Source organism: Thermocrinis ruber, from assembly GCF_000512735.1.
GTDB classification, from domain to species: domain Bacteria; phylum Aquificota; class Aquificia; order Aquificales; family Aquificaceae; genus Thermocrinis; species Thermocrinis ruber.
Window position 1 is genome coordinate 1,162,704 of sequence record NZ_CP007028.1, and the last position, 22,398, is coordinate 1,185,101.

Below are 22,398 nucleotides of genomic sequence, written 5' to 3' on the forward strand. Positions count from 1 at the left end.
ATGCGCGCCTTAGTGCAAAGGGTAAAGGCCTCTTGGGTGGTGGTGGACGGTAAAGAGGTGGGGAGAATAGAAAAGGGACTGAACATACTTCTTGGAGTCAGGGCGGGAGACACGGAGGAGAAGGTGGATAAGCTGGTGGAAAAGGTGGTGCATCTTAGAATATTTGAGGATGAAAGGGGTAAGTTTCAGTATTCCCTCTTGGATGTGAAGGGTTCCGCCCTTGTGGTTTCCCAATTTACCCTTTATGCCAACACCCAAAAGGGCAGAAGACCCAGCTTTGAGGAGGCAGAAAAGCCAGAGAAGGCAAAAGAACTTTATGAACTCTTTGTCAAAAAGCTTTCCCAATATGTGCCCGTGCAGACGGGCATCTTTGGTGCCCATATGGAGGTCTTCATAATAAACGACGGACCCGTAACTATCCTTTTGGAAGTTTAAAGTTCAATCTCCAAGAGCATACCAAAGGGCACTGCCAGACCACTCAGATATAGGGCTCCCGGTCTAAGAAGAGGCAATAAGTTCAAAAGCCCCCAATCCCTCTCTCCGAAGAACACGGACACCGCATCTAAGTCGTTCTTGGAAACCAAACGGAATATGGCTTGTGTGTTCATCTGGGAAAGTATGTATTTATTCAAGTTTGCAGGTCTTTGGGTTATGGCTATAAGGCCAACGCCAAACTTTCTACCCTCCAAGGCTATCCTCTTTGTCATCTGAAGGGCTATGTTTTCCCTTCCTGTAGGAATGTCAATGGCACCCCTCTCCGGTGCAAAGTTGTGGGCTTCTTCAAGGACTATGATCCGCCTCCTGCCATCCTTCATTGAAGAGAGGAATATCTCCTTCATGATTAGCCCCACTATGTTCAGGCGGGACTCTGGGTCTGCCAGATCGCTCAAATCACATATAACCAGCGGACTTTTAGAATTCACCACCTCCTTTGCCCTTTCCCATACTAGCCTTTGATTTCTTACTGCGTCCTCTCCAAAGTCCCTTGAGAGGAGCCCCAAAAGGTCCTCCGCCTGCTCTCTAATGTCCGCGGGTGCATCAAGGAGAATATCCTCCAAACTCCTTTCACTGTAGGCGATCTTTTCTAGGTCTGGCTTTAGGGACCTTCTTATTTTCCCAAAGAAAGCCCGCTCTTGGGAAGACCTTTCTCCCACTTCAAAGCCATACCTCTTAAACAGCTCCTTTATGTCCTCTGCACCTACGGGAAAGAGGGTATAGGGAAACTTCACATAATCTATGAATTCCTCGTTTTCTTTTAGCTTTTTGAAATACTCTCCAAAGAGGTCTATGACAAAAACTTGGGCGTAGCCTTTGTCCTTTATGTCCTTTAAAAGCCGAATCACAAAGGTGGTCTTCCCAGAACCAGTGGTGCCAAGCACCGCCATGTGCATGGTGGCGATCTTTGTAAGGTCCAAGTAGGCGGGTGTGCCCACACCAAAGAGCTTGCCCGCAAAGACCTTAACCTCCATAGGATAGCCAGACATGTTAGTGCCCATAAGTTCCTTCAATTCCTCCTCTTCTTCCATCCTTACAAACTGGGTGCCCACCTCCAAAGTCTTCAAGGGAACTCCAAAGAGGCTCTCCTTTTCCTTTTCCCTGTGCTTTATGTATTCACAGACTACATAAACCTTCCCTACCTTTATTCTTCCGCTTTCCTCCGCCATGCTGTTTATGAGGGCAACCACCCAGTCCTTTTGAAGGCTACTCAGCTTTAGACTGAGGCTATCGGGACCCAAGGTGCTAACGTTCCTGAGCTTACAGACCAAAAAGCCCTTATCTGTATTTACCTTCAAAAAGCTCTCCTCAGGAAGATCTTCCAAAAGCAAAACCTCCAACTCGGTGGAAGAGTATGCCCTCAGAGCAACCGCCACCGTGTTTTTGTCCAGCTTAATAGAGGATCCTTTTAAAAGCTCCCAAAGTGCCAAAAGCTCCTTTATCTTCTCTTCCTCCTCAACCAGCACCATCGCTTCCAAGTTGCCTTCCACAGTGCCCGAGTAAGTGAGGTTTGCAGACCCCACATAGGCTTTTCTTTCATCCATTATCAAAAACTTGGCGTGCAATCGTGGGTTTATGTATACTTCTCCTCCAAAGTCCCTTATGGCTCTGAAAACCCTGTAATCTGTGATTTCAAGGTCCCTTCTTTCTCCAGCCCTCAGGATAACCTCCAACTTTACCTGAGGTTTGAGGGCTTTTATAAGTTCTTCCAAGACCTCCCCTTTGATCCACGGAGAAGCAACCTTGAGGGAATTTTGAACTTGGGAGACCTCCCTTATAAGTTTGTCAATGAGTGCGTCCACAGGAATATTTTATTCCTTATGGAGCTTTTGCTCTATGTTCTATTCCTTATTTTTTTAACCCTTTTGGTTTTTGGCTTTCTTCGTTGGTATGGCAAGTTTATGAGTGGAGGCTGAAGGCTCAGAACCAAGTTTTTAAGCCCACCAGGAAGTTTATAAGGTCCCTTTCTCCAACCATTTCCTTAGTCTGTCCGAAATGTCTTTCCCAAGAGACGCCCACATAAGGTGCAAATTCCCTCTTTATTTCATACCTCAACTTTAGGGCTGACTCTGTCTTACTTAGACCGCTCCCAACTCCAAGGGGTTCTATCTTTTTGGTGCTTGCCAAAACCTCAAAGCTCGGTTGAAGGATGAGCCTCTGGGTTATCAAAAGTTCATACTCCACTTCAAGCTTTCCGTAAAGCTCTCCTTTGTTGGTTAGGTTTAGGTTTGCCTCCACGTCAAACCCGTAGGGTGCCAGACCATTCACACCCAGCACGAGCTTTGACCTTCCACCCTCGTTGCTACCCGCGTAGCCCACGCCCGCCCTTAGGTCCCAAGAGCCTGAGATAGCCTTTACAAACAGCAAGTCCGCCCTTTCAAGTAGCCACTCGCTATTTTTTAGCCCCCTTTCTCCCTCCACATCAACCCACAGCTTGTGGTGGTCTCCTCCGTAAAAGGAGTAGATGTGAAACTTTAGGTCTTTGTTTTTAGTTCTGTATTCCAACTTATCCACAAAGAAGCCACCGAACCTTGTTGAATGCATGGGCTTTATCTCTTCTCCATAGGCTATGGCAAATATCGGCAACATAGGGCTTAACGCCAAAAGGCTAAGGGCAATTAGCTTTTTCATGGCAAAACCTCTTTTTAAGGTTGAGTTTTTTAATTTTAGCCCAAAGGGAGTGTTAATTCAAGCCTTTTATTTAAAGTCAAAGTTTGTTAGAATTTGTTATTTTTTAAACAGTTCTTTTAGATTTTTCTAGCTTGAAAATACAGATAGGGTCCCCTGCCTATAAGGTCTCCGATGAAGACCAAGCTTAATGGCACAGAAAGAATTGTCCTGATAAATCCTTGCAACGAAGAAATGTTTATATACCTTTCTTTTATATAGGAGAGCCACTCCTTAAGTTTGAAGGAAAAGTCTAAGCTTATTACCTTTATATTGCTAAAACCCGCAACTTTCAGGGTTGTCTCCAATGATTTTTTTGAAAATCTTAAAAGGTGGTGGGGTGGATAATCCCATTCGGTCTCATCTATAATCCACCTGTCTCTGTTGGGCACGCTTCCCGCCACATATCCTCCTTTTTTTAGTATGCTCTTTATACTTTCAAGGAACTCAATGGGTCTGTCTTGGTGCTCAAGAACCTCAAAGAAAGTGATTACATCAAATTCAAGATTTCTTTCTTTAGCGAATTTAACAAATTGCCTCAATTCCATAAAGTATATGTTGTTTCCAAGAACACTTTTTGCTATTTCTACGCTTTGTCTGTCTATATCTATACCCCACACATCAAAGCCATAGCTTTTGGCTACCATTAAAAACTTTCCGTTTCCGCATCCCACATCTAACAGCCTCCCACTCCAAGGTCCGGGAAAGTTCTTAAAGAAAGCCCTGTGGTTTGAACCGAGTTTTAGGTTTGGTAGGCTGTGTAACTTTTCATATCCCGGAAACAACCCCTCTTCGTAAAGATAGCACTGCATCTTTAAGGGCTCCCACCACTCCATATCACAATTTTCACACTTGTAGAGCTTGTAGTCTTCAGGGCTATACTGCGAACGGTATGAAGATAACACCTTTTCACTTACTGCTCCACAAACGGGACATAGGGCTCTGTTCATCGGGAAGATTATAAACTCAAAGAAACCTCAACTTTGCTTATAATTAATATTAGTAGGAGAGGTGACCGAGTGGCCGAAGGTGCAGCACTGGAAATGCTGTGTGCGGGTTAAACCCCGCACCGCGGGTTCGAATCCCGCCCTCTCCGCCAAAAAGCTATGAAAAGAGCCATCTTAGCCCTTGAAGATGGAACCTACTTTGTGGGTTATTCCTTCGGTGCAGAGGGGGAGACCTTAGGGGAGGTGGTCTTTAACACTTCCATGACTGGGTATCAGGAGATCCTCACGGACCCCTCCTACAAAGGGCAGATCGTAGTCCTAACTTACACCCAAATAGGAAACTACGGGGTAAACGATGAGGATGTGGAGTCCGATAGAGTTCAGGTTAATGGGCTTGTAATAAAGGAGCTTTCTCCCATATACAGCAACTGGAGGGCAAAGAAGTCTTTGGACGAGTATTTGAAAGAAAACCAAGTTTTAGGTATATGGGGCATAGACACGAGGGCTCTGGTCAAAAGAATAAGGGAAAAGGGTGCCATAAAGGGCATCATATCCACCGTAGATTTGGACCCAAAGAGTTTGGTTCAGAAGGCAAAAAACTACGCAGACATTTCGGAGCTGGACCTGGTCCAAGAGGTTGCCACCAAGGAGATATACTACTGGAATGAAGGAGACTGGGACCTAAGGAGGGGATATATACTTAAGGAAAACCAAAAGCCCCTCATTGCGGTGGTGGATTTTGGCGTCAAAAAGAACATACTCAGAAGGCTCACCCAAGAGGGAGCAAGGGTGGTGGTGATCCCACCGGAGAATGCCCAGAGGACCATAGAACAGATTAAACCTTCCGCCATCTTTCTTTCCAACGGACCGGGAGACCCACAAAGGGTGGTGGAGGGCATAAGGTTGGTGCGCGCATACATGGAAAAACTGCCCATCATGGGCATATGCCTTGGGCATCAGATCATAGGCTTAGCCCTCGGCGGAAGGACCTACAAGCTGAAGTTTGGACATCACGGAGGGAACCATCCGGTAAAGGACCTGCGCACTGGGAGAATTCACATAACCGCCCAAAACCACAACTTTGCGGTAGATCCCGAGAGCCTCAAAGATGTAGAGATAACCCACATAAACCTTTTGGACCAAACACTGGAGGGCTTTAGGCACAAGTATCTGCCCATATACTGCGTCCAGTTTCATCCGGAGGCATCTCCGGGACCACACGACGCCTTTGACGTGTTCAAAGAGTTTATAAGCCTTGCATGTCAAACACAGTAAAGAACACAAAAATCTACCTGCTAGCGTTTCTTGTCTTCTTGGGTTTCCTGGTGGTGATCATAAGGTATGCCTACATCCAGCTTTTTGGAAGGACCGCATACATAGAAAGGGTTGTGGAGAAGTTTCCGAAGGCGGTGGTGGAAAGGGTGCCCGTTTACAGGGGAGCCATAAAGGATAGAAAGGGGGTGGAGCTTGCCATAAGCATGCCCACCTTCTCCATCTTTGCCTTTCCAAAGTACGTCCAAAACAGGGAAGAGTTAGCAAGAAGGCTTTCGGCAATCTTAGACCAAAGGGAGGAGGAAATACTAAGAAAGCTGAACACAGACCGCAAGTTTGTATGGTTGGCAAGGAACATAGACAAGGAGTACATAAACTATGTGAGGGGCGTTATAAGGGACACGCAGAATCAAAACTCAGTGGGCATTCAGGAGGATTACAAAAGGGTTTATCCACACGGTCATTTGGCGAGCAACCTTATAGGCTTTGTGGGTGCGGATGGAAGAGGTCTTGAGGGCATTGAGTATATGTTTGACAATAAGCTCTACTCAAAGGAGGCTAAAAAGGTCTTTTTGTATTCACCAAAGGGTGGAAGGCTTGTACTCAACTTGGAGGAGGAAGAGAGGGACTACAAAACCCAAGACCTCCAGCTAACCATAGACTTTGGCGTTCAGGTAATACTGGAGGACATAAAGGAAAAAATAGTAAAGGACTGGAACCCACGAAGGATCGCCATAATCGTTATAGACCTACAAACCGGAGACATTCTCGGTTTGGCAAACTACCCCCACTACGACCCCAATCACTACCAAAAGGCAAGACCGGAAAACAGGAGGAACTACGCAGTAACGGACCCCTTTGAACCGGGCTCTGTGATGAAACCCTTTTTTATAGGGCAGGCTTTAGAGAAGGGATACATAGGCTTTAACTACAGAGTAGATACAGAGGGAGGAAGGGCAGAGTTCTTTGGAAGGACCATAAGGGATGTGCATCCCTCCAAAGTTCTCTCCTTAGACCAAGTGCTCATAAAGTCTTCCAACGTGGGAACTGCCAAAATAGCCCGGTTCTTATCAAAGAAGGATGTGGAGGAGCTGTTTGAAAAGATGCATTTTAAATCCACCTTTGGGGTGCTACCCGGAGAGGCAAAGCCAAAGCTTCCAAACCTTAACTATCCTGCAAACATAATCTACGCCAGCATAGGGCAGGGCTTGAGTGCGAACCTTTTGAACCTCTGCGTAGCCTTTGGTGGGCTTGCCACTAACAAAATAATCCAGCCCCGCATAGTCTATGAACCAAACAGTCCCCCAAAAGTGCTAAGGGATAAGCTCTTTTCTGATAAGGTCTTAAATTGGCTACATAAAAACCTCATAAGGGTGGTAGAGGAGGGAACCGCAACCCAAGCCAAGTCCCAATACTTTACCATAGCGGGCAAAACGGGCACCGCCCAGAAGTTTGACTTTAGAACAGGCAAATACTCTATGGAAAAGGTGGTTGCCTACTTTGTGGGGTACTTTCCTGCCACCAACCCCAAATATGTGGCGGGCATAATGGTGGATGAGCCAAAGGGTAGAGCCTTCGGTGGCACCGCCGCAGCACCATACTTTAAAGAACTCGTAGAAAGAGTAGCCTTTTATGAAAGGCTAGAACCCGACAAGGCTAACAAGGCTATCTCGGAGGGAAGGCTCAAGGAGTAGCCCATCCACCCTCGGCACTTGGAGGGGTTTTATTCCCGTTAGCTCCTCCACTATGATTGGGTTAGTCCTTTCTGAGACATCCTTTCCCTCAAAACCGTTCATAACTATTCCCAAGATGTTAAGCCCCATGCTTTTAGCGTAAAAGTAGCTAAGGTAGGTATGGTTTAGGGTGCCAAGCCCAGCCCGAGCTACCAGCAGGATGGGAAGCCCCCAGTCTAAAGCCAAGTGGGCGTAGTTGTAATCCCTCTTTATGGGCACCGCAATGCCACCAGCTCCCTCCACCACCAAAAACTCATACCTTTCCAAAAGCCTAAGGTAATGCTCCTTTAAATCCGTAAGGGAAAAGTCCCTCTTCTCCTCCAAGATGCCCGCATAGGGAGAAAGGGGCAGAGAGTATCTAACCGGCACCGCCTCTTCCAAATCCTGCCCTGTAAGACTGCATAGCAAAGCCCCATCCTGGGGCACATCCTTCACGTCGGTCTCTACGGGCTTTAGGTAGCCCACCTTTACTCCCCTCTCTTTTAGGGCATAAACCAAGTTGTAAGAAATAAAGGTCTTTCCTACGCCCGTGTCTGTGGCAGTGATTAAAACCGCCCTCATTGCATAAGGTAGTATAGCATCAAAGGAGCATCCACACCAAAGCCTGCACCAAGACGGTTTTCAAGGAGCCTTCTGAGAAAGCCCTTTGGCTCCTCCACATAAAAGACCCTCGGCTTTTCTGCTTTAGAGAGCTCCTTTGCCTTCTCTATGGCATCCTGGAGCCCACCCAAACCATCCACCAGCTTGAGCTTTTGAGCATCCTCTCCCGTAAATACCCTACCGTCCGCTATCTCTCTGAGCTTGTTGGGGTCTACCTCCTTTCTGTACTTTAGTATGGCGTTCAAAAACTGCTCGTATGCCTTGTCTATGAGCTCCTGAAGGTATCGTTTTTCCTCTTCTGTGAGCTCCCTCGTGGGAGAGAGGGTATCCTTGAACTTTCCTGTCTTTATAGAGGTGGTTTTTATACCAAGCCTTTCCAAAAGCTCCTTTACGTTTGTATGCTGGATGATGACCCCTATGCTACCCGTTATAGTCCCCGGGTTTGCGTATATGTAGTCCCCCGCCATAGCCAGATAGAAGCATCCAGAGGCACAAACATTGCCCATAGACACCACCACCGGCTTTTTGGACTCTCTGAACCGCTCCAGAGCCCTGTATATCTCTTGGGATGCACCCACCGAGCCACCCGGACTTTCCGCCCTAACCACCAAAGCCCGCACGCTTTTGTCCTCTTTTAGGCTTTCTATCTTCCTAACGATGGGCTCCGAATTGATCAGAACCCCCTCTATTTTTAAAACCGCCACCCGCTCTCCCACCGGGAGCCTTGCCAACAAACTTCCCAGAAAACCAAGCACAGAGAGTAATATAACAAAAACAAAAAACCGCCTTATCCACTTCATGGCTTTAATTATATCAACCTACCTCAAACAGAGCCTCACTGCAAAATTGCAAAAAAGGACCCGAGCATCAAAAACCCACAAAAACATAGCTTCCAAGCACCCAATTGCAAGTTTGCATCTAAAAAAACCTCTTGACAAATTTTTTTCCTTATGCTATCATTAAAACCATCAAAAAACTTTAAAGGAGGGTATCAACATGAAGAAGAGCCTTTTAGCAATGGCAGCACTAATGGGTGTTGCTACTTTGCCAGCCCACGCCTGGAGAGTAAACATTGACAAGGAGACCTTCGCAGACATAGGCTTCTCCACCCAAATATGGGGAAGAAGCGAGGGCAAGAGGACAACTGCATCCACAGACCACAACGCCACGAACTTTTATGTGAACTTGGCTAACATCACCGCAAGCGGGCATGTGAACAAGCTGGTGTATTTCAGCATCAACGCAGAATCCACCGCTTTTAGGGGAAGCTTCATAACCAGGGATGCCTTCATCGGAATGAAGTTTGCGGATGAGTTCAGGGTTCAAGCGGGTGCAATGAGGGTTCCCTTCTCCAGAATAGCCCTAACATCCTCCTACAACTTCCTTATCCCAACCCAAGCACTTGGTGATGTGTTTAGGGGACTGCCAATAAACCCCACACACGCATTGGGTGTGCTTAATGATGGTAGCAGGGATGCAGGAATAGTCGTTTGGGGTAATGTGGCAGACGGTATGCTAAAGTACTACTTGGGTGTTTCTGACGGTAGGTTTGATAGGAGAGATAGCAATACAAACCTCTTTGGTGCAAACACTAAAGACTCCCTTGCCTACACCATAAGGCTTCAATTTACCCCCACCATGCTTGGCTTTAAGGGCGAAACCGGATATACCCTTGCGGACACATACCTTGGCAGGCAGAACGTTCTTACCCTCGGCGTAGGTTATAGGGTAGTTGGTGCAAAAACCACCGGTCTTACTGCTAACTACTCAAAGGATGTTAAGCTGTGGACTGTAGATATGCTTTACGAACAAAAGTTTGGAGATATCATCCCTAACCTTCAAGTGGGATACATAAACGCAAAGGATGTGCCTTATGGTTTTAATAATTCTGCCGTGTGTAATGGTGTAACAAATACCGTATGCTATGGCAAAGCAACCCAAATTTATGCCCAAGCACAACTCCTGTATGACCAAATGGTGGGCTTTGGAAAACCAGCCCTTGCAATAAGGTGGGAGCAAGACAAGAATAAAGATAGGTTCAACTTCTACTATACTGGTGCTAGTGCCGGTCAAACTGAGCCAATACCAGGCGAGCCCAGGAACACAAGGGTTGGTGTGTTTGTCCACTACTACATCAAGGGTCAAGCAGCAAAGGTATCCTTGGGTGTGGACTCTGTGAACAGAAACGCTGACTCAAGGGGTACAACTGGAAGGAGCTTCACCGACTACACCCTCCACCTCCAAACCCAATTCTAAGTGTTAGAAATTGCACCGCCCCGCCCTCTGGCGGGGTTTTTTTATTTTTGGCATGAGAAAGGCTTTTACTCTCATAGAGCTTTTGGTGGTTATTGTGATTTTGGGTATTCTTGCTGCCATTGTGGTCCCAAGGATCACGGGCAGGGTTGATCAAGCAAAGGTGGAGGCAACAAAGGTTCAGATGAAAGCTATAAAGGATGCCTTGGAGCAATACAAGCTTGACAATGGTTTTTATCCTACCACCGAGCAGGGTCTAAAAGCCTTGGTGGAAAAACCAAACACTCCGCCGGTGCCAACCAGGTGGAGGCAGTATTTGGACAAAGTGCCCAAGGATGCGTGGGATCGTGATTTTATTTATGTTTCTCCGGGGGTAAACAGACCCTTTGAGCTGAGGTCTATGGGTCCGGACGGAAAGGAAGGCACAGAAGATGACTTAGATGTTTGGAACCTGTAGGGGCTTTACCCTTATAGAAGTTTTAATTGCCCTTTCTGTTTTGGTGATCACCTTTAGCGTTCTCTTTGAACTTTTGCTTTCTGCACGCAAGGATTACGAGCTTGCCAGAAGCCTTTACCAAGATATGAGCCTTTTGAACAACAAAATTTTGGAAAACAGGCTGGAGGGTGTGCGGGTTAGGGAGAGGGAGCTAAGGGACTATCCGGGCATCAAAGAGGTGGAGCTCTCTTACGGTTCTGCGGTGATATACCTTTTCAAAAAATGAAAAGGGCGTTTACCCTTCTTGAGTTAATCGTAGTCATAACCTTGCTTGGGCTTGTCTTTGGGCTTTTTTCTTATGTTTTTAAGTCCAGCGTGGAATCTTCGGTGTTTCTTGCGGAGGATAGCCAAAGGCTAAAGGAGGAAGCCCTTTTGGTTTGGAACATTCAAAGGAAGGTCATTTCCGCAAAGGACGCATACATGGAAAGGGATAAGCTATTTTTACACACCTACGCAGGGGATTACTACCAAGGCTTGGTAAAGTGTGCCTTTATTTACAGGGATGGTGTGCTTTACTATTACGAGTTTCCTTATCCTTACGGGGATATAAAGTTCTACGAGGATGATCGGCTTATAAAGTTGGGAAAGTTTAAGGAACTTTCCTTTTCTGCGGTGAAGGGTGGTAAGACTGAAGAGACCTATAAGGGACTGCCAGACCTTTATCGTATAACCATAGATGGCAGGGAGTATCTTATAAAGCCATGAGTAGGATAAAGCTGTACAAGGGCATAGACCAGTTTGGAAATATCAGAAGTGGTAAGATTGAGGTGCCGGAGGGCATGTCCGCTTACGAGTTTTTAATCTCTCAGGGCATAAAGCCCCTAAAAATAGAGGATGTTTCCGAGGGCATCTGGAGTAGGGAACTCTTTAAAAGAAAACCCTCCCAAGAGGACGTTGCCTTTTTGCTAACGCAGATTTCTATGCTACTCTCTTCCGGGCTAAACTTACCAAAAGCCTTAGAGACCGCCATACAGCAGGCGGAGGATAAAAGAATTAAGCAAGCTTTACTTTCTGTAAAGGAAGCCATAGAAAAGGGAGAGCCTTTGCATACTGCCTTTGGCAGGGCGGACATATTTCCAGAGTTCTTTTTGGAGATGCTAAAGACCGCCGAAAGGGGCGAAAACTTAGAAAAGGTCTTTGAAATTGCGGGGGAGTTCCTCAGCAGGATGGCACAGGTGAGGGCAAAGGTTCTGTCTTCCCTGACTTACCCTGTCTTTGTGATCCTCTTTAGCCTTCTTTCGGTGTTTGCGGTGGTTAAGTTTGTGATCCCAAAAGTTGCCGGCGTGCTGGCTGGTTTGGGAAAGGACCTGCCCTTGATAACAAAAATTCTTCTCTTTTCCTCCAAGCTGATGGGTTATTTCCTTTATCTTTTCCCTCTGTTTATCCTGCTTTTTGTTTTTAAAGGAAAGCTCATAAGCAGGGAAAACATAGACAAGTACTACCTTATGCTTCCCATCTTTGGTAAGGTTTCCTTTTACTTTCAGCTTTCAAGGTTTGCGGGCAGTTTGCGTATGTCCTTGCTTTCTGGCATTCCCCTCGTTAGGGCGGTGTCTTTGGCAATAGATACCATAACCAATCAATACATAAAGGGTAAGCTAAAAGAGGTGCCCAAGGAGATTGCCAAGGGCAAAAGCTTGGCGGAGGTTCTCAAGGCTACCGGCGTATTTCCTTCCCTCTTTGTGGGTCTTTTGGCTACCGGTGAAAGGAGCGGAGAGTTGGAAAAGTCTTTGGAGCTTTTAGAAAAGCTCTACGACCAGCAAGCTATGAGAAAGATAAACCTCTGGATAAGGTTGGCGGAGCCCATTGCCATGCTCATAATAGGCATCTTGGTTGCCTTTGTAGTCCAAAGCGTGGTGCTACCCCTTACAGAAATCTCCAGTGGAGTCAAAAGGTAGTTCAAAGCTCCTCTTCTATATCCGTCAACAGGTCTTCCAGTCTTCTTTCTATCCAAAAATCTGCGGTTTCTATGGAAAACTCTCCCCTGTTTAGATGTTCGTCTTTTATAAGCTCCAACTGAACATCCTTTAGGTCCAAGGTTTTTAAAAACTCCTCCACCGTTGGCAAATCGTGGGGATTTACCCTTAGCCTTATGTATCCTTTCAAAGAAATACCACTGTTTAAAGCCTTTTGTAAAGACTGAAGGACAGCCTCCTCCTTTGGGAGCTTTTCCGTTAAATAGAGCCTTCTGGCTATGTTTAAGGCAATATCCTTTATCTCATTCCTTACCTTATCTTCCACCTCCGAGAACTTTTCCAAGAGGGTTTGGCAAAAACCTTCAACGTGCCCCTGAAAGGTTTTTAGCCCTGCGATCTTTTCCTCCAAGGCTCTCTTTTCAGCTTCTAAAAGTTTTTTCTCCTCCACAAGCTTGGAGTTCAGCCTTGCCAACTCTTGGTTTTTTCCTTTACACTCCAAAAGTTCCATTTCAAGCAATTTTACGGTATTTTTCAAAGCTTCAATCTGCTTAAGTAGTTGCTGTTTCTCTAGTTTTTCTTCTTTACTTTCCTCTGCCTCCTTCGGAAGAACGTACTCCACCGAGTGCAGTGGTTTAAAATCCTCATGCATAGTATTCTCCACCTGTGAGGTCTATTATTCCTTGGTCTGCTAAGTTTTTGATAACTTTTATAACCTCCTTTTGAGCCTTTTCTACTTCGCTTGCCCTAACCGGTCCCATAGCCTCCATATCCTCCCTCATGATCTCCGCCGCCTTTTTGGACATGTTAGACAGGAACTTCTCCTTTATATCCTCCGGCGCTCCCTTAAGGGCTATCATAAGCACGTTTTTATCTACCGCCTTTAGGATCTCCACTATAGCCCTGTTGTCCAGCTTCCTTATGTCTTCAAAGGTGAACATCTTTTCCTTTATCTTTTCCGCCAAGTAGGGATCTTCTTGTTCCAACTTTGCCAGTATGCTGTTGGCGGTATTTTTATCAAGCACGTTCAGAATGTTAGCCACAAGGGGTATGCCCTCCAACTTCTGCATAACTCCGCTTACACCCATACTCCTTATTTCTTCTGCTATAGCCTCAATTAGCTCTTTCATGAACTCGGGGGATATGTTTTCAAGGGTTGCCATCCTTTTGGCAACCTCCACCTTTAGGCTATCGGGTAAAAGCTTGAGAACCTCTGCCGCCTTTGCCGACGAAAGCTGAGACAGAACTACCGCTATTGTTTGGGGATGTTCATTCCTTAAAAGGTTTGCTAAAAGTTTTTCATCTACCCTTTCCAACTCTTGAAAGCTCTTTATGAGGTTGGAACTGCTGAGGAACTCATAAATCTTTGCGAACTTCTCTGGGGGAAGGACCTTCCTTGCAAACTCCAACAGGGCATCCACATCGGGATTTACAAAGGATGCTGCCTTATACTCTTCTATAAACTCTTTACCTATTTCTTCTATGTCCTTTAGTGTTATTCCTTCTAAGCTGGATGCAAGAACTAATATCTCTTGGATCTCGTTATCATCCAGCTCCTTCATCACCTCCACCGCCACCTGCGGAGGCAGAGCCATAAGTAGTATGGCTGCCTTTTGGGCTTTGCTTAGCTTACTTTTTGCCTCCGGCATGCTTTCTATATTAAGATAAACCGAGATTTTTTAAAATAAATTCCTATGACCATTGGTGAATTCCTAAGGGAAAACAAGCTGTCCGTAGGAGATAACTTTAAGTTTCTGTTGGAAAAACTTGGTGTCTACCAAGAGGAGTTTGTAAAGAGAGTAGAGTCTGCGGTGGGTGAAACCGCCAAAATGTCCAAGTCCAAGGCAAACACCGTAGACCCAGAGGATATGGTCAACAGCTACGGGGCAGACACGGTTAGGCTCTACATACTCTTTGCAGGACCTGTAGAAAAGGACTTTGAATGGACAGAAGAAGGTCTTCAGGGTGCCCACAGATTTCTAAAGAGGCTCTGGGGCTTTTTCCACGAAAACCTTGAAAGGCTTAGGAATCTTCAATATACAAGGGAGGAACTCTCAAAGGTGGAAGGTAAGGCAAAGGATGTACGAAAGAAAGCCCACCAAACCCTAAAAAAGTATTTGCAAGATATGGAAGAGCTCTCCTTTAACACCGCCATTGCAGGCATAATGGAGCTTTTGAACACCCTCCAGGACTTTAAACCGGAAACCCAGGCAGACTACAAGGTCCTGAAGGAAGCCCTTGAGCTAATTCTTTTTATGCTTTATCCAATTACGCCCCACATCTGCGAGGAGCTGTGGAACGAGCTGGGCAATCAAAGACTCATGGTCTTTTACACCTTCCCACAGCCAGACCCAGAGGCACTAAAAGAGGAGGAGGTGGAAGTAGCGGTGCAGGTCAACGGAAAGCTAAAGGCAGTTATCAAGGTTCCCATAGATGCCCAAGAGGATACTGTAAAGTCCATAGCCTTAGCCCAAGAGAAAGTTGCAAAAGCGTTGAAAAACAAAAAACTTCAAAAGGTCATATATGTAAAAAATAAGCTTATAAACCTGGTGGTTAGCGATGGATGAACTTTTGGCTTGGCTTTTGTTCTTTGGAAAGCTCTTTCTGCTGATGCTTTTGGTGGGTTTGCCCTTGCTTTTGATCATAATATTCCTGGCGAACGCCCTCTATAAACTGCTTTCGCCCAAGCTTGAAGAGTGGGAGAGGAAAAGGGATCAATCCAAGAAGTAGCTTATGACTAAAATCATACCTTTTAAACTTGACAACAGTGCAATGTATACTAACTTTATGATAACTCAATGTTGTAGGAGGTAAGGAATGAAGGTAGTCCCAGGACCCGCCGGTTATATACCTACACCACCCGCCTTTGAGGGTGTGGAATTGCCACCTCCGGGAAAAGCCCTTCTCTACGGAGAGATCGTAGATGAAGAGGTTGCAATGAGAGAGGCAGCCAAAGCTCTGCTTACCCGTAGGAATCCTACCATATTCCCTGGGCCTCTCGTCCTGTGGGGATGGAACGCCAGTGCTATGGAGAAGGCAAAGGCAGTGTTAGAGCTTGCCATGGAAATACCCAACTGCCGGATCATACCCATGCCCGACTACAGACCCAAGTATCCCAAAATAGACCCAGAGGCGGAGATAAACCCAAACCATCCTAACCTGACCATCCTTCACAACAAGATAGAAGTTTGTATATTTGTGGGTGTCCATTGCCATTATGCCAATCTATCTTTGAGAATGATCAGGGCAGGGACCAACTGCTTTACCATAGCCCTGTGTGCGGAGATGGGACACGAAGACGCTATGGTATCCCTCAGGGACGTGCATGCGGAGGAGATAAGAAGGTTTAAGGATGTTGTTGTACAAGTCAGAGAAGAGCTCGGTATAAAGTGGGAACCAAAGCTTCCCCCAGAGAATCCATCCCTGCCCAAAGAAAATTGGGAGACTCTTTCGGTGGTGGATTACGGAGAGTATTCATACTTGCTTATTCCCAGAAAGGGTGAGTATGTCCCTGAAAGTGAATAAAAAATTGGAGGTAATACCATGCCAGAGCAAAGGGTTGTAGATGCAGATTACCTTTTGTTAGAGGCTCCGAGGGAGCGCAAGTTTATCACAGGCGCCCAAGCTATGGCGGAAGCGGTAAAGCGTGCCAACGTGGATATAGCCATAGCCTATCCAATTACCCCCCAGTCTGAGGTTATGCACCTGGTGGGAGACCTGTGGGCTCAGGGCTACCTCAAGGACTACTACAGGGCTGAAGAAGAGTACGGCGCCATGTCCGCTATAGCTGGTGCGGTCAGAGGTGGTGCGAGAGCCTTTACCGCCACTTCTGGACCTGGACTTCTGAGGGGTCTTGAAGCTATAGCTTCTTGGCCTGGGCACAGAATACCGGCGGTCTTGGGAGTTCTCACAAGGGTCGTCAATGCACCCCTTTCCATACAGCCCGACAATGTAGAGATCGCATACCTTCTCAATTGTGGTATGGTTGTCCTTCACGCAGAGAACCAGCAGGATGTCTTTGACTTTACCTTGGCAGCCTTTGTAATCTCCGAAAAGGTGGATGTTTATATTCCCGTAGCGGTATGCACGGAGGGCTTTTTCGTTACCCACGCAAAGGGTTATGTGAACATGACCCCTGAGGATATGAAATTGCCTCCAAGGGACCCCTACAAAGCACCTGTTCCCCCCACCGACTGTGAAATACCACCCGCAAGAATTCAAAGGGACGCACCTGTGCAAAAGTCCAACTTCATGAGCTATCTGATTCACGCAGTATGGCAGCAGGAGGTTTGGTCCTCTAACATAAGGGCTATGAAGTACATCTACAAGTACTTGGGTGGTCCCATAGAGGTGGTCAACCCCGATGCGGAAGTGTTCATAGTGGCTTCCGGTTGTGCAGCGGCGCAGGGTAGAGAGGCGGTACGTTATGCCCAGATGGAAGGCCTCAATGTAGGTCTGGTAAAGGTAAAATCCATAAGACCCTTCCCAGAGAAGGAAATAAGGGAAGTGCTCAAAAAGGCAAAGGCGGTCATAGTACCCGAGCACAACATCGTGGGATGGCTTGCCAAAGAGGTAAAGGCAACCATTCCAGACAACGACAAGGTAATAGGTGGTCCAAGGGTCTACGGTGGTATGACCCTACCAGTAGAGCTTATAATGGAAAAGATATATGACGCCTTTGGCATAAAGAAAGAAAGGAAAGTTGTAGTATAAAAAAAACTTAAAAAAAGGAGGTGTTACCATGGGCTTGGAGTATGTAAGAATATCACCAGGCTTTGAGAAATACATGCCCAAGGACTATGTAGATCTAGTCAAGTATGGGCAGTTTGGCAGGCAGGTAGATGTCCAACAGCTTGGACAGTTCAAGGAGCTGGTGGAAGAGCATCCTATGTGTGCGGGTTGCTTTATGGCGTACTTCATCAGGATCTTCTACGCAGCCCTCCCCAACCCAGAGGATACCATAGTCATCGGTACCGCAGGCTGTGCAAGGTTGGCACTATCTCAGGCAGCGGTTCCCTTCATCTACGGAAACTACGGAGACACCAACGCGGTGGCATCCGGTCTAAAGAGGGCACTAACTATTAGGTTCCCCGACAAGGTAAAGGATGTGGTGGTTATCGCAGGAGACGGTGGTCTTATAGACATAGGCTTTGGAATGACCATGCACTCTTGGTTCAGGAGGGAAAAATTCACCACCATAATGGTGGATAACGAGGTTTACGGAAACACAGGTGGGCAAGAGAGCGGAATGTCTCCCAAGGGTGTTCAGCTAAAGATGGCTCCCAAAGGAAAGCAGTTTGACAAGATCAACGCGGTGGAGCTGGCAAAGGTTGCCGGTTGTGTCTATGTGGCAAAGCTTGCTCCCACCAATCCCAAAAGGATCGCAAAGACCATAAGGAGGGCTATCCTCGCCGCAAGGCACTTTGGACCCACCTTTATACACGCTTACACCTCTTGCAACATTGAGTACTCTATACCCACAGATAAGGTTCTTGAGGACGCACGCAAGAGGGAAAAGCAAGACTTTGCCTTTTACGAGTGGATGACCGATGAAGTAAGGGAATACTTTGAAGAAATAGAGAAGCAGTCTCAGGAGGTCAAAGTATGAAGCGTTATAACATCAGAATAGCGGGCGTTGGTGGGCAGGGGGTGGTCACCTCCGCCCACATCCTTGGAAATGCTATGTCCGCCGCAGGCAAGTATGCTACACTGGTTCCCTTCTTTGGCTCTGAAAAGAGAATGGCACCCGTAGAAGCCTATGTGCGTGTGTCCGACCAGCCCATCTACGAAGTGGGTGAGGTGGTCTATCCCAACGTGATCATGATCTACCACCCTCAGGTTATCACCCACGGCAAATCCTACACCATGCCCTTTTACTCCGGGCTGAAGGAAGGTGGCATGGTGATAATAAACACCGATGTGGACATAATCCCACCCGAAGATTGGCAAATTCTCAGGGAGCTAAACACAAGGGTCTATATGTTCCCCGCTACTAAGCTTGCCTTAGAGGTAGCCGGTACTGAGCTCGCCACCAACATGGCAATGGTAGGACTTTTCTTTGGTATAACCAGGCTTGTGGGCTTTGAACACATAGAGCAGGCGGTAAGGGAAAGGTTCTTGGGTAATACCTTCGTGGCATCCGGAGGAACCACTGCATTGGACAGCGCCATAGAAAAGAAATTCAAAAAGAAGATGGAACTCCTTGAAAAGAACATGCAGGTTATCAGAGAAGCCTTCAAGATCGCAGAAGAGCGCGGTTGGGTAGAAGAAGAAGCATACACACCATAAACATAAACAGGAGGTTTTTGGAGCATGTATTACGTGGCAGATGTGAATGAATCAGAGTGTGCAAAATACAACTGCAAGCAGTGTGTGTTATTCTGTCCAGAACCTAACACTTTGATGTATCACAGTACCAAACATACCGCTTGGGTCAATTACTCAAGATGCAAAGGCTGTGCCATATGCGTCTATGTTTGTTCAGACCTTTTGAAGAGAAACTGCATACAAATGGTTATGATGACTGCAGGAGATTGAGCCATGGAGGGTGGTATGAAGGAAAAGTTGGAAAGGCTGGCGGAAGAGGTCCAAAAAAATATGGCAAATCCTGATGTGGATATAGATGTTTGCTTTGATGAGGCTTGCGGAGTTCCCTACCTGACCGTTAGGTATGTGGTGGAAGGACACAGCGTCCATGAAAAGCGCATAGACATAGACAAAGAATACTGGGAAAAGGATGTGAATGATTTGGCTAACTTTGTAGCCTTTCAAATAGAACAGTTTATGGAGGAGATAGACTCGGTGGAATACGGAGGAGAGTAGCCTTGATCCCGGCTTTCATAATTACGGGCTATCTTGGAAGCGGGAAGACTACTCTTCTCCTGAATGCTGCCAGGGAACATTTTTCTGAGAAAAGGGTGGCGGTTATCGTCAATGAGCTTGGTGAGGTGGGCGTTGACGGGAAGATTCTGAAAAACGCATATTCTGAGGTTTTGGAACTTCCAGAAGGTTGTATATGTTGCACGATACACGCAGAATTTGAAAAGGCCATCAGGGAACTGAGGGAAAAGTATGAACCTGAACTGCTCATGGTGGAGACCTCTGGTTCTGCGGAGCCTTTTCCCGTTATGATAAGCCTTCAGAACCTAGGATGCATAATAGAAGGAGTAATATGCCTTATAGACACCAAGAACTTTCACCTATACAGTCAAGAGGATACCGCCAAACACCAGATAGGCAGTTCCAACGTGCTGGTTTTGAACAAAACAGACCTTGTGGATGAAAGCACGCTTAAACAGGTAGAGGATAGTGTTGTTGATATATGGAACAGGTATTTGCTTAGAAACCTCTTTACCAACGAGCCAGTTTTTAGGAGCTTTAAACTATACAAAACTTCTTTTGGAAAACTTCCCGCTGAAGTGTTTAGCGGTGTCTTTGCTTTGCAAGAAAAACTTTACCACCTTAACGGTGAAACGCACAGCCATAATCACGCACAACAAGTGATTTATCTTGACGAGCCTGTTGATTATAATGAACTTCTTGATATAATCAATAAACTACCACCGGACGTTATTAGGCTGAAGGGTATACTGAAGTTAAAAGACTTCCCTGAAGCGTTAGTTGTTAATTACTCCTTTGGCAATTTAGATACGAGTTATACATTACCCCATTACGAAGGGAAGTCCTTCCTTGTTCTGATACGCTCTTTTAATTAAAAACTCCTACACGGAGGGTCCGCATGGTTCTTGAAGCAATCATCGTGGCTATACCCCTGCTTTCCATAATAACTTCCCTGTTTTTGGAAAAGAGGCTTTACTCAAAGGTGAGCACCATTCTTACAGGCATTGCCTTCCTTCTGAGCCTGTATGTGTTTTTATTTACCAACAAAGAGGGTTCTTTTATCTTTCTCAGGTTTGATGGACTTGGCACCCTTCTTGCCTCCTACATACTCCTTGTGAGCCTTGTGATCCATAAGTACTCGGAAAACTATATGAAGGACGAGCAAGGGTTTAAAAGATACTTCATCCTGCTTGACTTGATGACTTGGAATCTATTAACCCTTGTGCTTTCAAACCACCTGCTCGTTCTTTTTGCCTCCTGGCACTTGATGGGAGTAATCCTTTACTTTTTGCTTACCTTTAACAACAGAAGATGGCAAGCGGTGGAGTGGGGAAGGCTCGCACTCTTTACTCACAGGCTTGCGGACGTTTCCCTTCTAATAGCAGTCCTTTTACTCTACAAACAGTATGGCACCTTTGAGATAAGCAAGTTAGTACAAATGGTCACCACAGAACCTTCGGATACCCTATGGATACCAACGCTCTTGATAATACTGAGCGGTATATTAAAGTCTGCACAGATACCCTTTCACGTTTGGTTGGTTTATAGCATGGAAGGTCCCACTCCTGTATCCGCCCTTATGCATGCGGGCATAGTAAATGCTGGCGCCATCATAGCAGGCAAGTTTTCCTTCTTGTTTGCTTACGACCTCTATGGACTCAGTCTTTCCTTCTTGGTAGGTATAATAACTGCGGTGTTGGGCTCCACCCTTATGCTGATGCAGAATGATGTGAAGAAGGCGTTGGGATACTCCACCGTAGGACAGATGGGCTATATGATGATGGAAGTGGGCGTGGGTGCCTTTGCCCTTGCCATCTACCACATGATGGCTCACGGCATATTCAAGGCTACCCTGTTTCTCTCCTCGGGTGGTGTTATACACGAGGCAAGAAAAGACCCTAACATTCCAAGGGACGAAGTTTACGACGCATTGATAAAAAAGGAGGGAACGTACAAAGATATGCCTACAGTGTTTTATGGAGCCATTACCTTGTTGGTGCCACTTATTTTAGTTTTGATTACTCACTATATATTTAAGCCGGATTTCTTTAAATACCAAGCTCCCCTCATACTTTTGTTCTTTGGCTGGATCACGTCCGCCCAGGTACTTCTGAACCTTTTCAAGGTGGGCAGGGAAAAACCTCTGCTTACTGCCTTCTTAGGTATCGTTTCCCTGTTTGTTCTTCTGAGCATATATGTCCTTATGTCCCATCTCCTTAGAGGCTTTGTCTTTCCTTACGAAGGTCTTCAGGAAAAGGTATACGAAAGGGCTTTTTCTAACCCTGTGCTTTTTATACTTGGCATAGCTATAAGCTTAATTTTGGTCTTGGTGGGCTGGATACTCATATACTTTGCCAACAGGGAGGAACCTTTGAAGGTTCACCTGAGCCTTTACGCTCATCTTTCTAGGGAGCTTTACTTCCCAGACCTTTATAAGCTTATAGGAGAAGGCTTTATGAAGTTGGCACGCCTTTTATCCTTTACTTCTCTTTCTGCGGTGTCTGCTTATGGAGTCTTCTACACAGGAGAAACTTCGGAGAATTTCCCTCTGGACGCACTCATACTTGCGTTCTTTATTCCCCTGTTTCCCATAAGTCTGATAACCTCTTACCTTATAAGAAGGTTCTGGATATACTCTTATCCGCTCATCGCCCTTTTGGGTGTGATAAGCCTTGAGTTCATAAAAATACCAAACTACGAGTTCCTCTACTACCTCGCAAGCTTTACGCTACTTTTCCACTCGCTAAGGGCTGTGGTAAGTCAGAGCTTTAAGGAAGGTATCTCGGAGCTGTATCCTGCACTCCTTAGCCTGATTTGGCTATCCAAGAAAGAAGCTTACTTTGCTTTCCTCCTCTTGCCTTCTGCCCTTCTCTATCTTCTTGGCATTTACACTAAAAGGGTGCTACACACAGACAGCTTTTATTACGCCGGTGGATTTATAGAAAAGATGCCTATCTACTCCCTTCTGTTAGTAATCGCCTCTTTGCAGGCATGCCTTACACCCTTTATGCCGAGCTTCTATCCATTCTTTGATGCACTCTTGAAAGCCAATGCCCTACAGGCAGCTCTGCTAATAACAGGATGGTTTATGCTCGGTGTAGCCATGGCACTTACTGCATGGAGCCCACTGCACGGACGACCAAGAGAGGATATAAATTATTCAGACCTTCTGAGGAGGTGAGCCC

Annotated in this window: 25 protein-coding genes and 1 tRNA gene; 19 read left to right on the forward strand and 7 right to left on the reverse strand. The window is 46.1% G+C overall.

From position 1 onward, the window contains the following. Entirely contained in the window at positions 1-435 is a 435-nt protein-coding gene (gene dtd, locus THERU_RS06250) for a D-aminoacyl-tRNA deacylase (RefSeq protein WP_025306424.1), read from the forward strand. Here the strand turns inward: dtd and THERU_RS06255 are convergent. The 3 genes from THERU_RS06255 to THERU_RS06265 form a co-directional block, all read right to left on the reverse strand. Further along, positions 432-2,297, reverse strand: a complete 1,866-nt coding sequence (locus tag THERU_RS06255) for a helicase HerA domain-containing protein (RefSeq protein ID WP_025306425.1) — start codon at positions 2,295-2,297, stop codon at positions 432-434. The genes dtd and THERU_RS06255 overlap by 4 nt on opposite strands. 118 nt (positions 2,298-2,415) lie before the next feature. Further along, entirely contained in the window at positions 2,416-3,126 is a 711-nt protein-coding gene (locus THERU_RS06260) for a copper resistance protein B (protein ID WP_025306426.1), read from the reverse strand. Positions 3,127-3,242: 116 nt separating this feature from the next. Then, positions 3,243-4,112, reverse strand: coding sequence for a class I SAM-dependent methyltransferase (locus THERU_RS06265; RefSeq protein ID WP_025306427.1), 870 nt, complete (start codon positions 4,110-4,112; stop codon positions 3,243-3,245). Positions 4,113-4,167: 55 nt separating this feature from the next. Here THERU_RS06265 and THERU_RS06270 point away from each other — a divergent pair. The 3 genes from THERU_RS06270 (at position 4,168) to THERU_RS06280 (ending at position 7,075) form a co-directional block, all read left to right on the forward strand. Continuing rightward, positions 4,168-4,261: transfer RNA gene (locus tag THERU_RS06270), tRNA-Ser, on the forward strand. A 7-nt stretch (positions 4,262-4,268) separates the two neighbouring features. After that, positions 4,269-5,384 carry a glutamine-hydrolyzing carbamoyl-phosphate synthase small subunit gene (gene carA / locus THERU_RS06275; protein WP_025306428.1) on the forward strand — a complete coding sequence of 372 codons (1,116 nt, stop codon included), beginning with the start codon at positions 4,269-4,271 and terminating at the stop codon, positions 5,382-5,384. Continuing rightward, positions 5,369-7,075, forward strand: a complete 1,707-nt coding sequence (locus THERU_RS06280) for a peptidoglycan D,D-transpeptidase FtsI family protein (RefSeq protein WP_025306429.1) — start codon at positions 5,369-5,371, stop codon at positions 7,073-7,075. Before carA ends, THERU_RS06280 begins: the two co-directional genes overlap by 16 nt. On the opposite strand, the gene bioD is transcribed toward THERU_RS06280, so the two are convergent. Both bioD and sppA read right to left on the reverse strand, forming a co-directional pair. Further along, positions 7,022-7,675 (reverse strand): dethiobiotin synthase, encoded by a 654-nt coding sequence (gene bioD / locus THERU_RS06285; protein ID WP_025306430.1) that lies wholly within the window; start codon positions 7,673-7,675, stop codon positions 7,022-7,024. The two genes, THERU_RS06280 and bioD, sit on opposite strands and share 54 nt — an antisense overlap. Then, positions 7,672-8,514, reverse strand: coding sequence for a signal peptide peptidase SppA (gene sppA, locus THERU_RS06290; RefSeq protein ID WP_038532207.1), 843 nt, complete (start codon positions 8,512-8,514; stop codon positions 7,672-7,674). The genes bioD and sppA overlap by 4 nt, the downstream gene beginning before the upstream one ends. A 196-nt stretch (positions 8,515-8,710) precedes the next feature. On the opposite strand from sppA, the gene THERU_RS06295 reads away from it, so the two are divergent. Genes THERU_RS06295 through THERU_RS06315 form a run of 5 tightly spaced genes read left to right on the forward strand, consistent with a single transcriptional unit; the run spans position 8,711 to position 12,358 of the window. Then, complete coding sequence (locus THERU_RS06295) at positions 8,711-9,970, forward strand: porin (RefSeq protein ID WP_025306432.1); 1,260 nt, start codon at positions 8,711-8,713, stop codon at positions 9,968-9,970. A gap of 52 nt (positions 9,971-10,022) precedes the next feature. Then, the gene (gene gspG / locus THERU_RS06300) at positions 10,023-10,424 is read left to right on the forward strand and encodes a type II secretion system major pseudopilin GspG (protein WP_038532210.1); all 402 of its coding nucleotides are present in this window, start codon (positions 10,023-10,025) and stop codon (positions 10,422-10,424) included. Next, positions 10,408-10,689 (forward strand): type IV pilus modification PilV family protein, encoded by a 282-nt coding sequence (locus THERU_RS06305; RefSeq protein ID WP_025306433.1) that lies wholly within the window; start codon positions 10,408-10,410, stop codon positions 10,687-10,689. Before gspG ends, THERU_RS06305 begins: the two co-directional genes overlap by 17 nt. After that, positions 10,686-11,168, forward strand: coding sequence for a type II secretion system protein (locus tag THERU_RS06310; protein WP_025306434.1), 483 nt, complete (start codon positions 10,686-10,688; stop codon positions 11,166-11,168). Before THERU_RS06305 ends, THERU_RS06310 begins: the two co-directional genes overlap by 4 nt. Continuing rightward, positions 11,165-12,358, forward strand: a complete 1,194-nt coding sequence (locus THERU_RS06315; RefSeq protein ID WP_025306435.1) for a type II secretion system F family protein — start codon at positions 11,165-11,167, stop codon at positions 12,356-12,358. The genes THERU_RS06310 and THERU_RS06315 overlap by 4 nt, the downstream gene beginning before the upstream one ends. A 1-nt stretch (position 12,359) precedes the next feature. On the opposite strand, the gene THERU_RS06320 is transcribed toward THERU_RS06315, so the two are convergent. Together THERU_RS06320 and fliG are read right to left on the reverse strand one after the other, a co-directional pair. Beyond that, a complete protein-coding gene (locus THERU_RS06320) occupies positions 12,360-13,025 on the reverse strand; it encodes a FliH/SctL family protein (RefSeq protein ID WP_025306436.1) in 666 nt (221 codons plus the stop codon). Beyond that, positions 13,018-14,022, reverse strand: coding sequence for a flagellar motor switch protein FliG (fliG, locus tag THERU_RS06325; RefSeq protein ID WP_025306437.1), 1,005 nt, complete (start codon positions 14,020-14,022; stop codon positions 13,018-13,020). The genes THERU_RS06320 and fliG overlap by 8 nt, the downstream gene beginning before the upstream one ends. A gap of 45 nt (positions 14,023-14,067) precedes the next feature. On the opposite strand from fliG, the gene THERU_RS06330 reads away from it, so the two are divergent. From THERU_RS06330 to THERU_RS06365, 10 genes are all read left to right on the forward strand, one after another. Next, positions 14,068-14,940, forward strand: a complete 873-nt coding sequence (locus THERU_RS06330) for a class I tRNA ligase family protein (RefSeq protein WP_025306438.1) — start codon at positions 14,068-14,070, stop codon at positions 14,938-14,940. Further along, positions 14,933-15,103: a hypothetical protein gene (locus tag THERU_RS08570; RefSeq protein ID WP_156916205.1), complete on the forward strand. Its 171-nt coding sequence runs from the start codon at positions 14,933-14,935 to the stop codon at positions 15,101-15,103. Before THERU_RS06330 ends, THERU_RS08570 begins: the two co-directional genes overlap by 8 nt. 87 nt (positions 15,104-15,190) lie before the next feature. Next, positions 15,191-15,898 (forward strand): carbon monoxide dehydrogenase beta subunit family protein, encoded by a 708-nt coding sequence (locus THERU_RS06335; protein WP_025306439.1) that lies wholly within the window; start codon positions 15,191-15,193, stop codon positions 15,896-15,898. Between the two features lie 18 nt (positions 15,899-15,916). After that, on the forward strand, positions 15,917-17,086 hold the full coding sequence (locus THERU_RS06340) for a transketolase C-terminal domain-containing protein (protein ID WP_025306440.1): 1,170 nt from the start codon (positions 15,917-15,919) through the stop codon (positions 17,084-17,086). Between the two features lie 28 nt (positions 17,087-17,114). After that, positions 17,115-17,981 carry a thiamine pyrophosphate-dependent enzyme gene (locus THERU_RS06345; RefSeq protein WP_025306441.1) on the forward strand — a complete coding sequence of 289 codons (867 nt, stop codon included), beginning with the start codon at positions 17,115-17,117 and terminating at the stop codon, positions 17,979-17,981. Beyond that, positions 17,978-18,661, forward strand: a complete 684-nt coding sequence (locus THERU_RS06350; protein ID WP_025306442.1) for a 2-oxoacid:ferredoxin oxidoreductase subunit gamma family protein — start codon at positions 17,978-17,980, stop codon at positions 18,659-18,661. Before THERU_RS06345 ends, THERU_RS06350 begins: the two co-directional genes overlap by 4 nt. Positions 18,662-18,685: 24 nt before the next feature. After that, positions 18,686-18,910, forward strand: a complete 225-nt coding sequence (locus THERU_RS08495) for a ferredoxin oxidoreductase (RefSeq protein WP_084326294.1) — start codon at positions 18,686-18,688, stop codon at positions 18,908-18,910. A gap of 3 nt (positions 18,911-18,913) precedes the next feature. Continuing rightward, entirely contained in the window at positions 18,914-19,195 is a 282-nt protein-coding gene (locus THERU_RS06355; RefSeq protein WP_211230159.1) for a hypothetical protein, read from the forward strand. Between the two features lie 2 nt (positions 19,196-19,197). Beyond that, positions 19,198-20,088, forward strand: a complete 891-nt coding sequence (locus THERU_RS06360) for a CobW family GTP-binding protein (RefSeq protein ID WP_025306444.1) — start codon at positions 19,198-19,200, stop codon at positions 20,086-20,088. Positions 20,089-20,111: 23 nt separating this feature from the next. Further along, a complete protein-coding gene (locus THERU_RS06365) occupies positions 20,112-22,394 on the forward strand; it encodes a proton-conducting transporter transmembrane domain-containing protein (RefSeq protein ID WP_025306445.1) in 2,283 nt (760 codons plus the stop codon). The last annotated feature ends 4 nt before the right edge of the window (positions 22,395-22,398 follow it).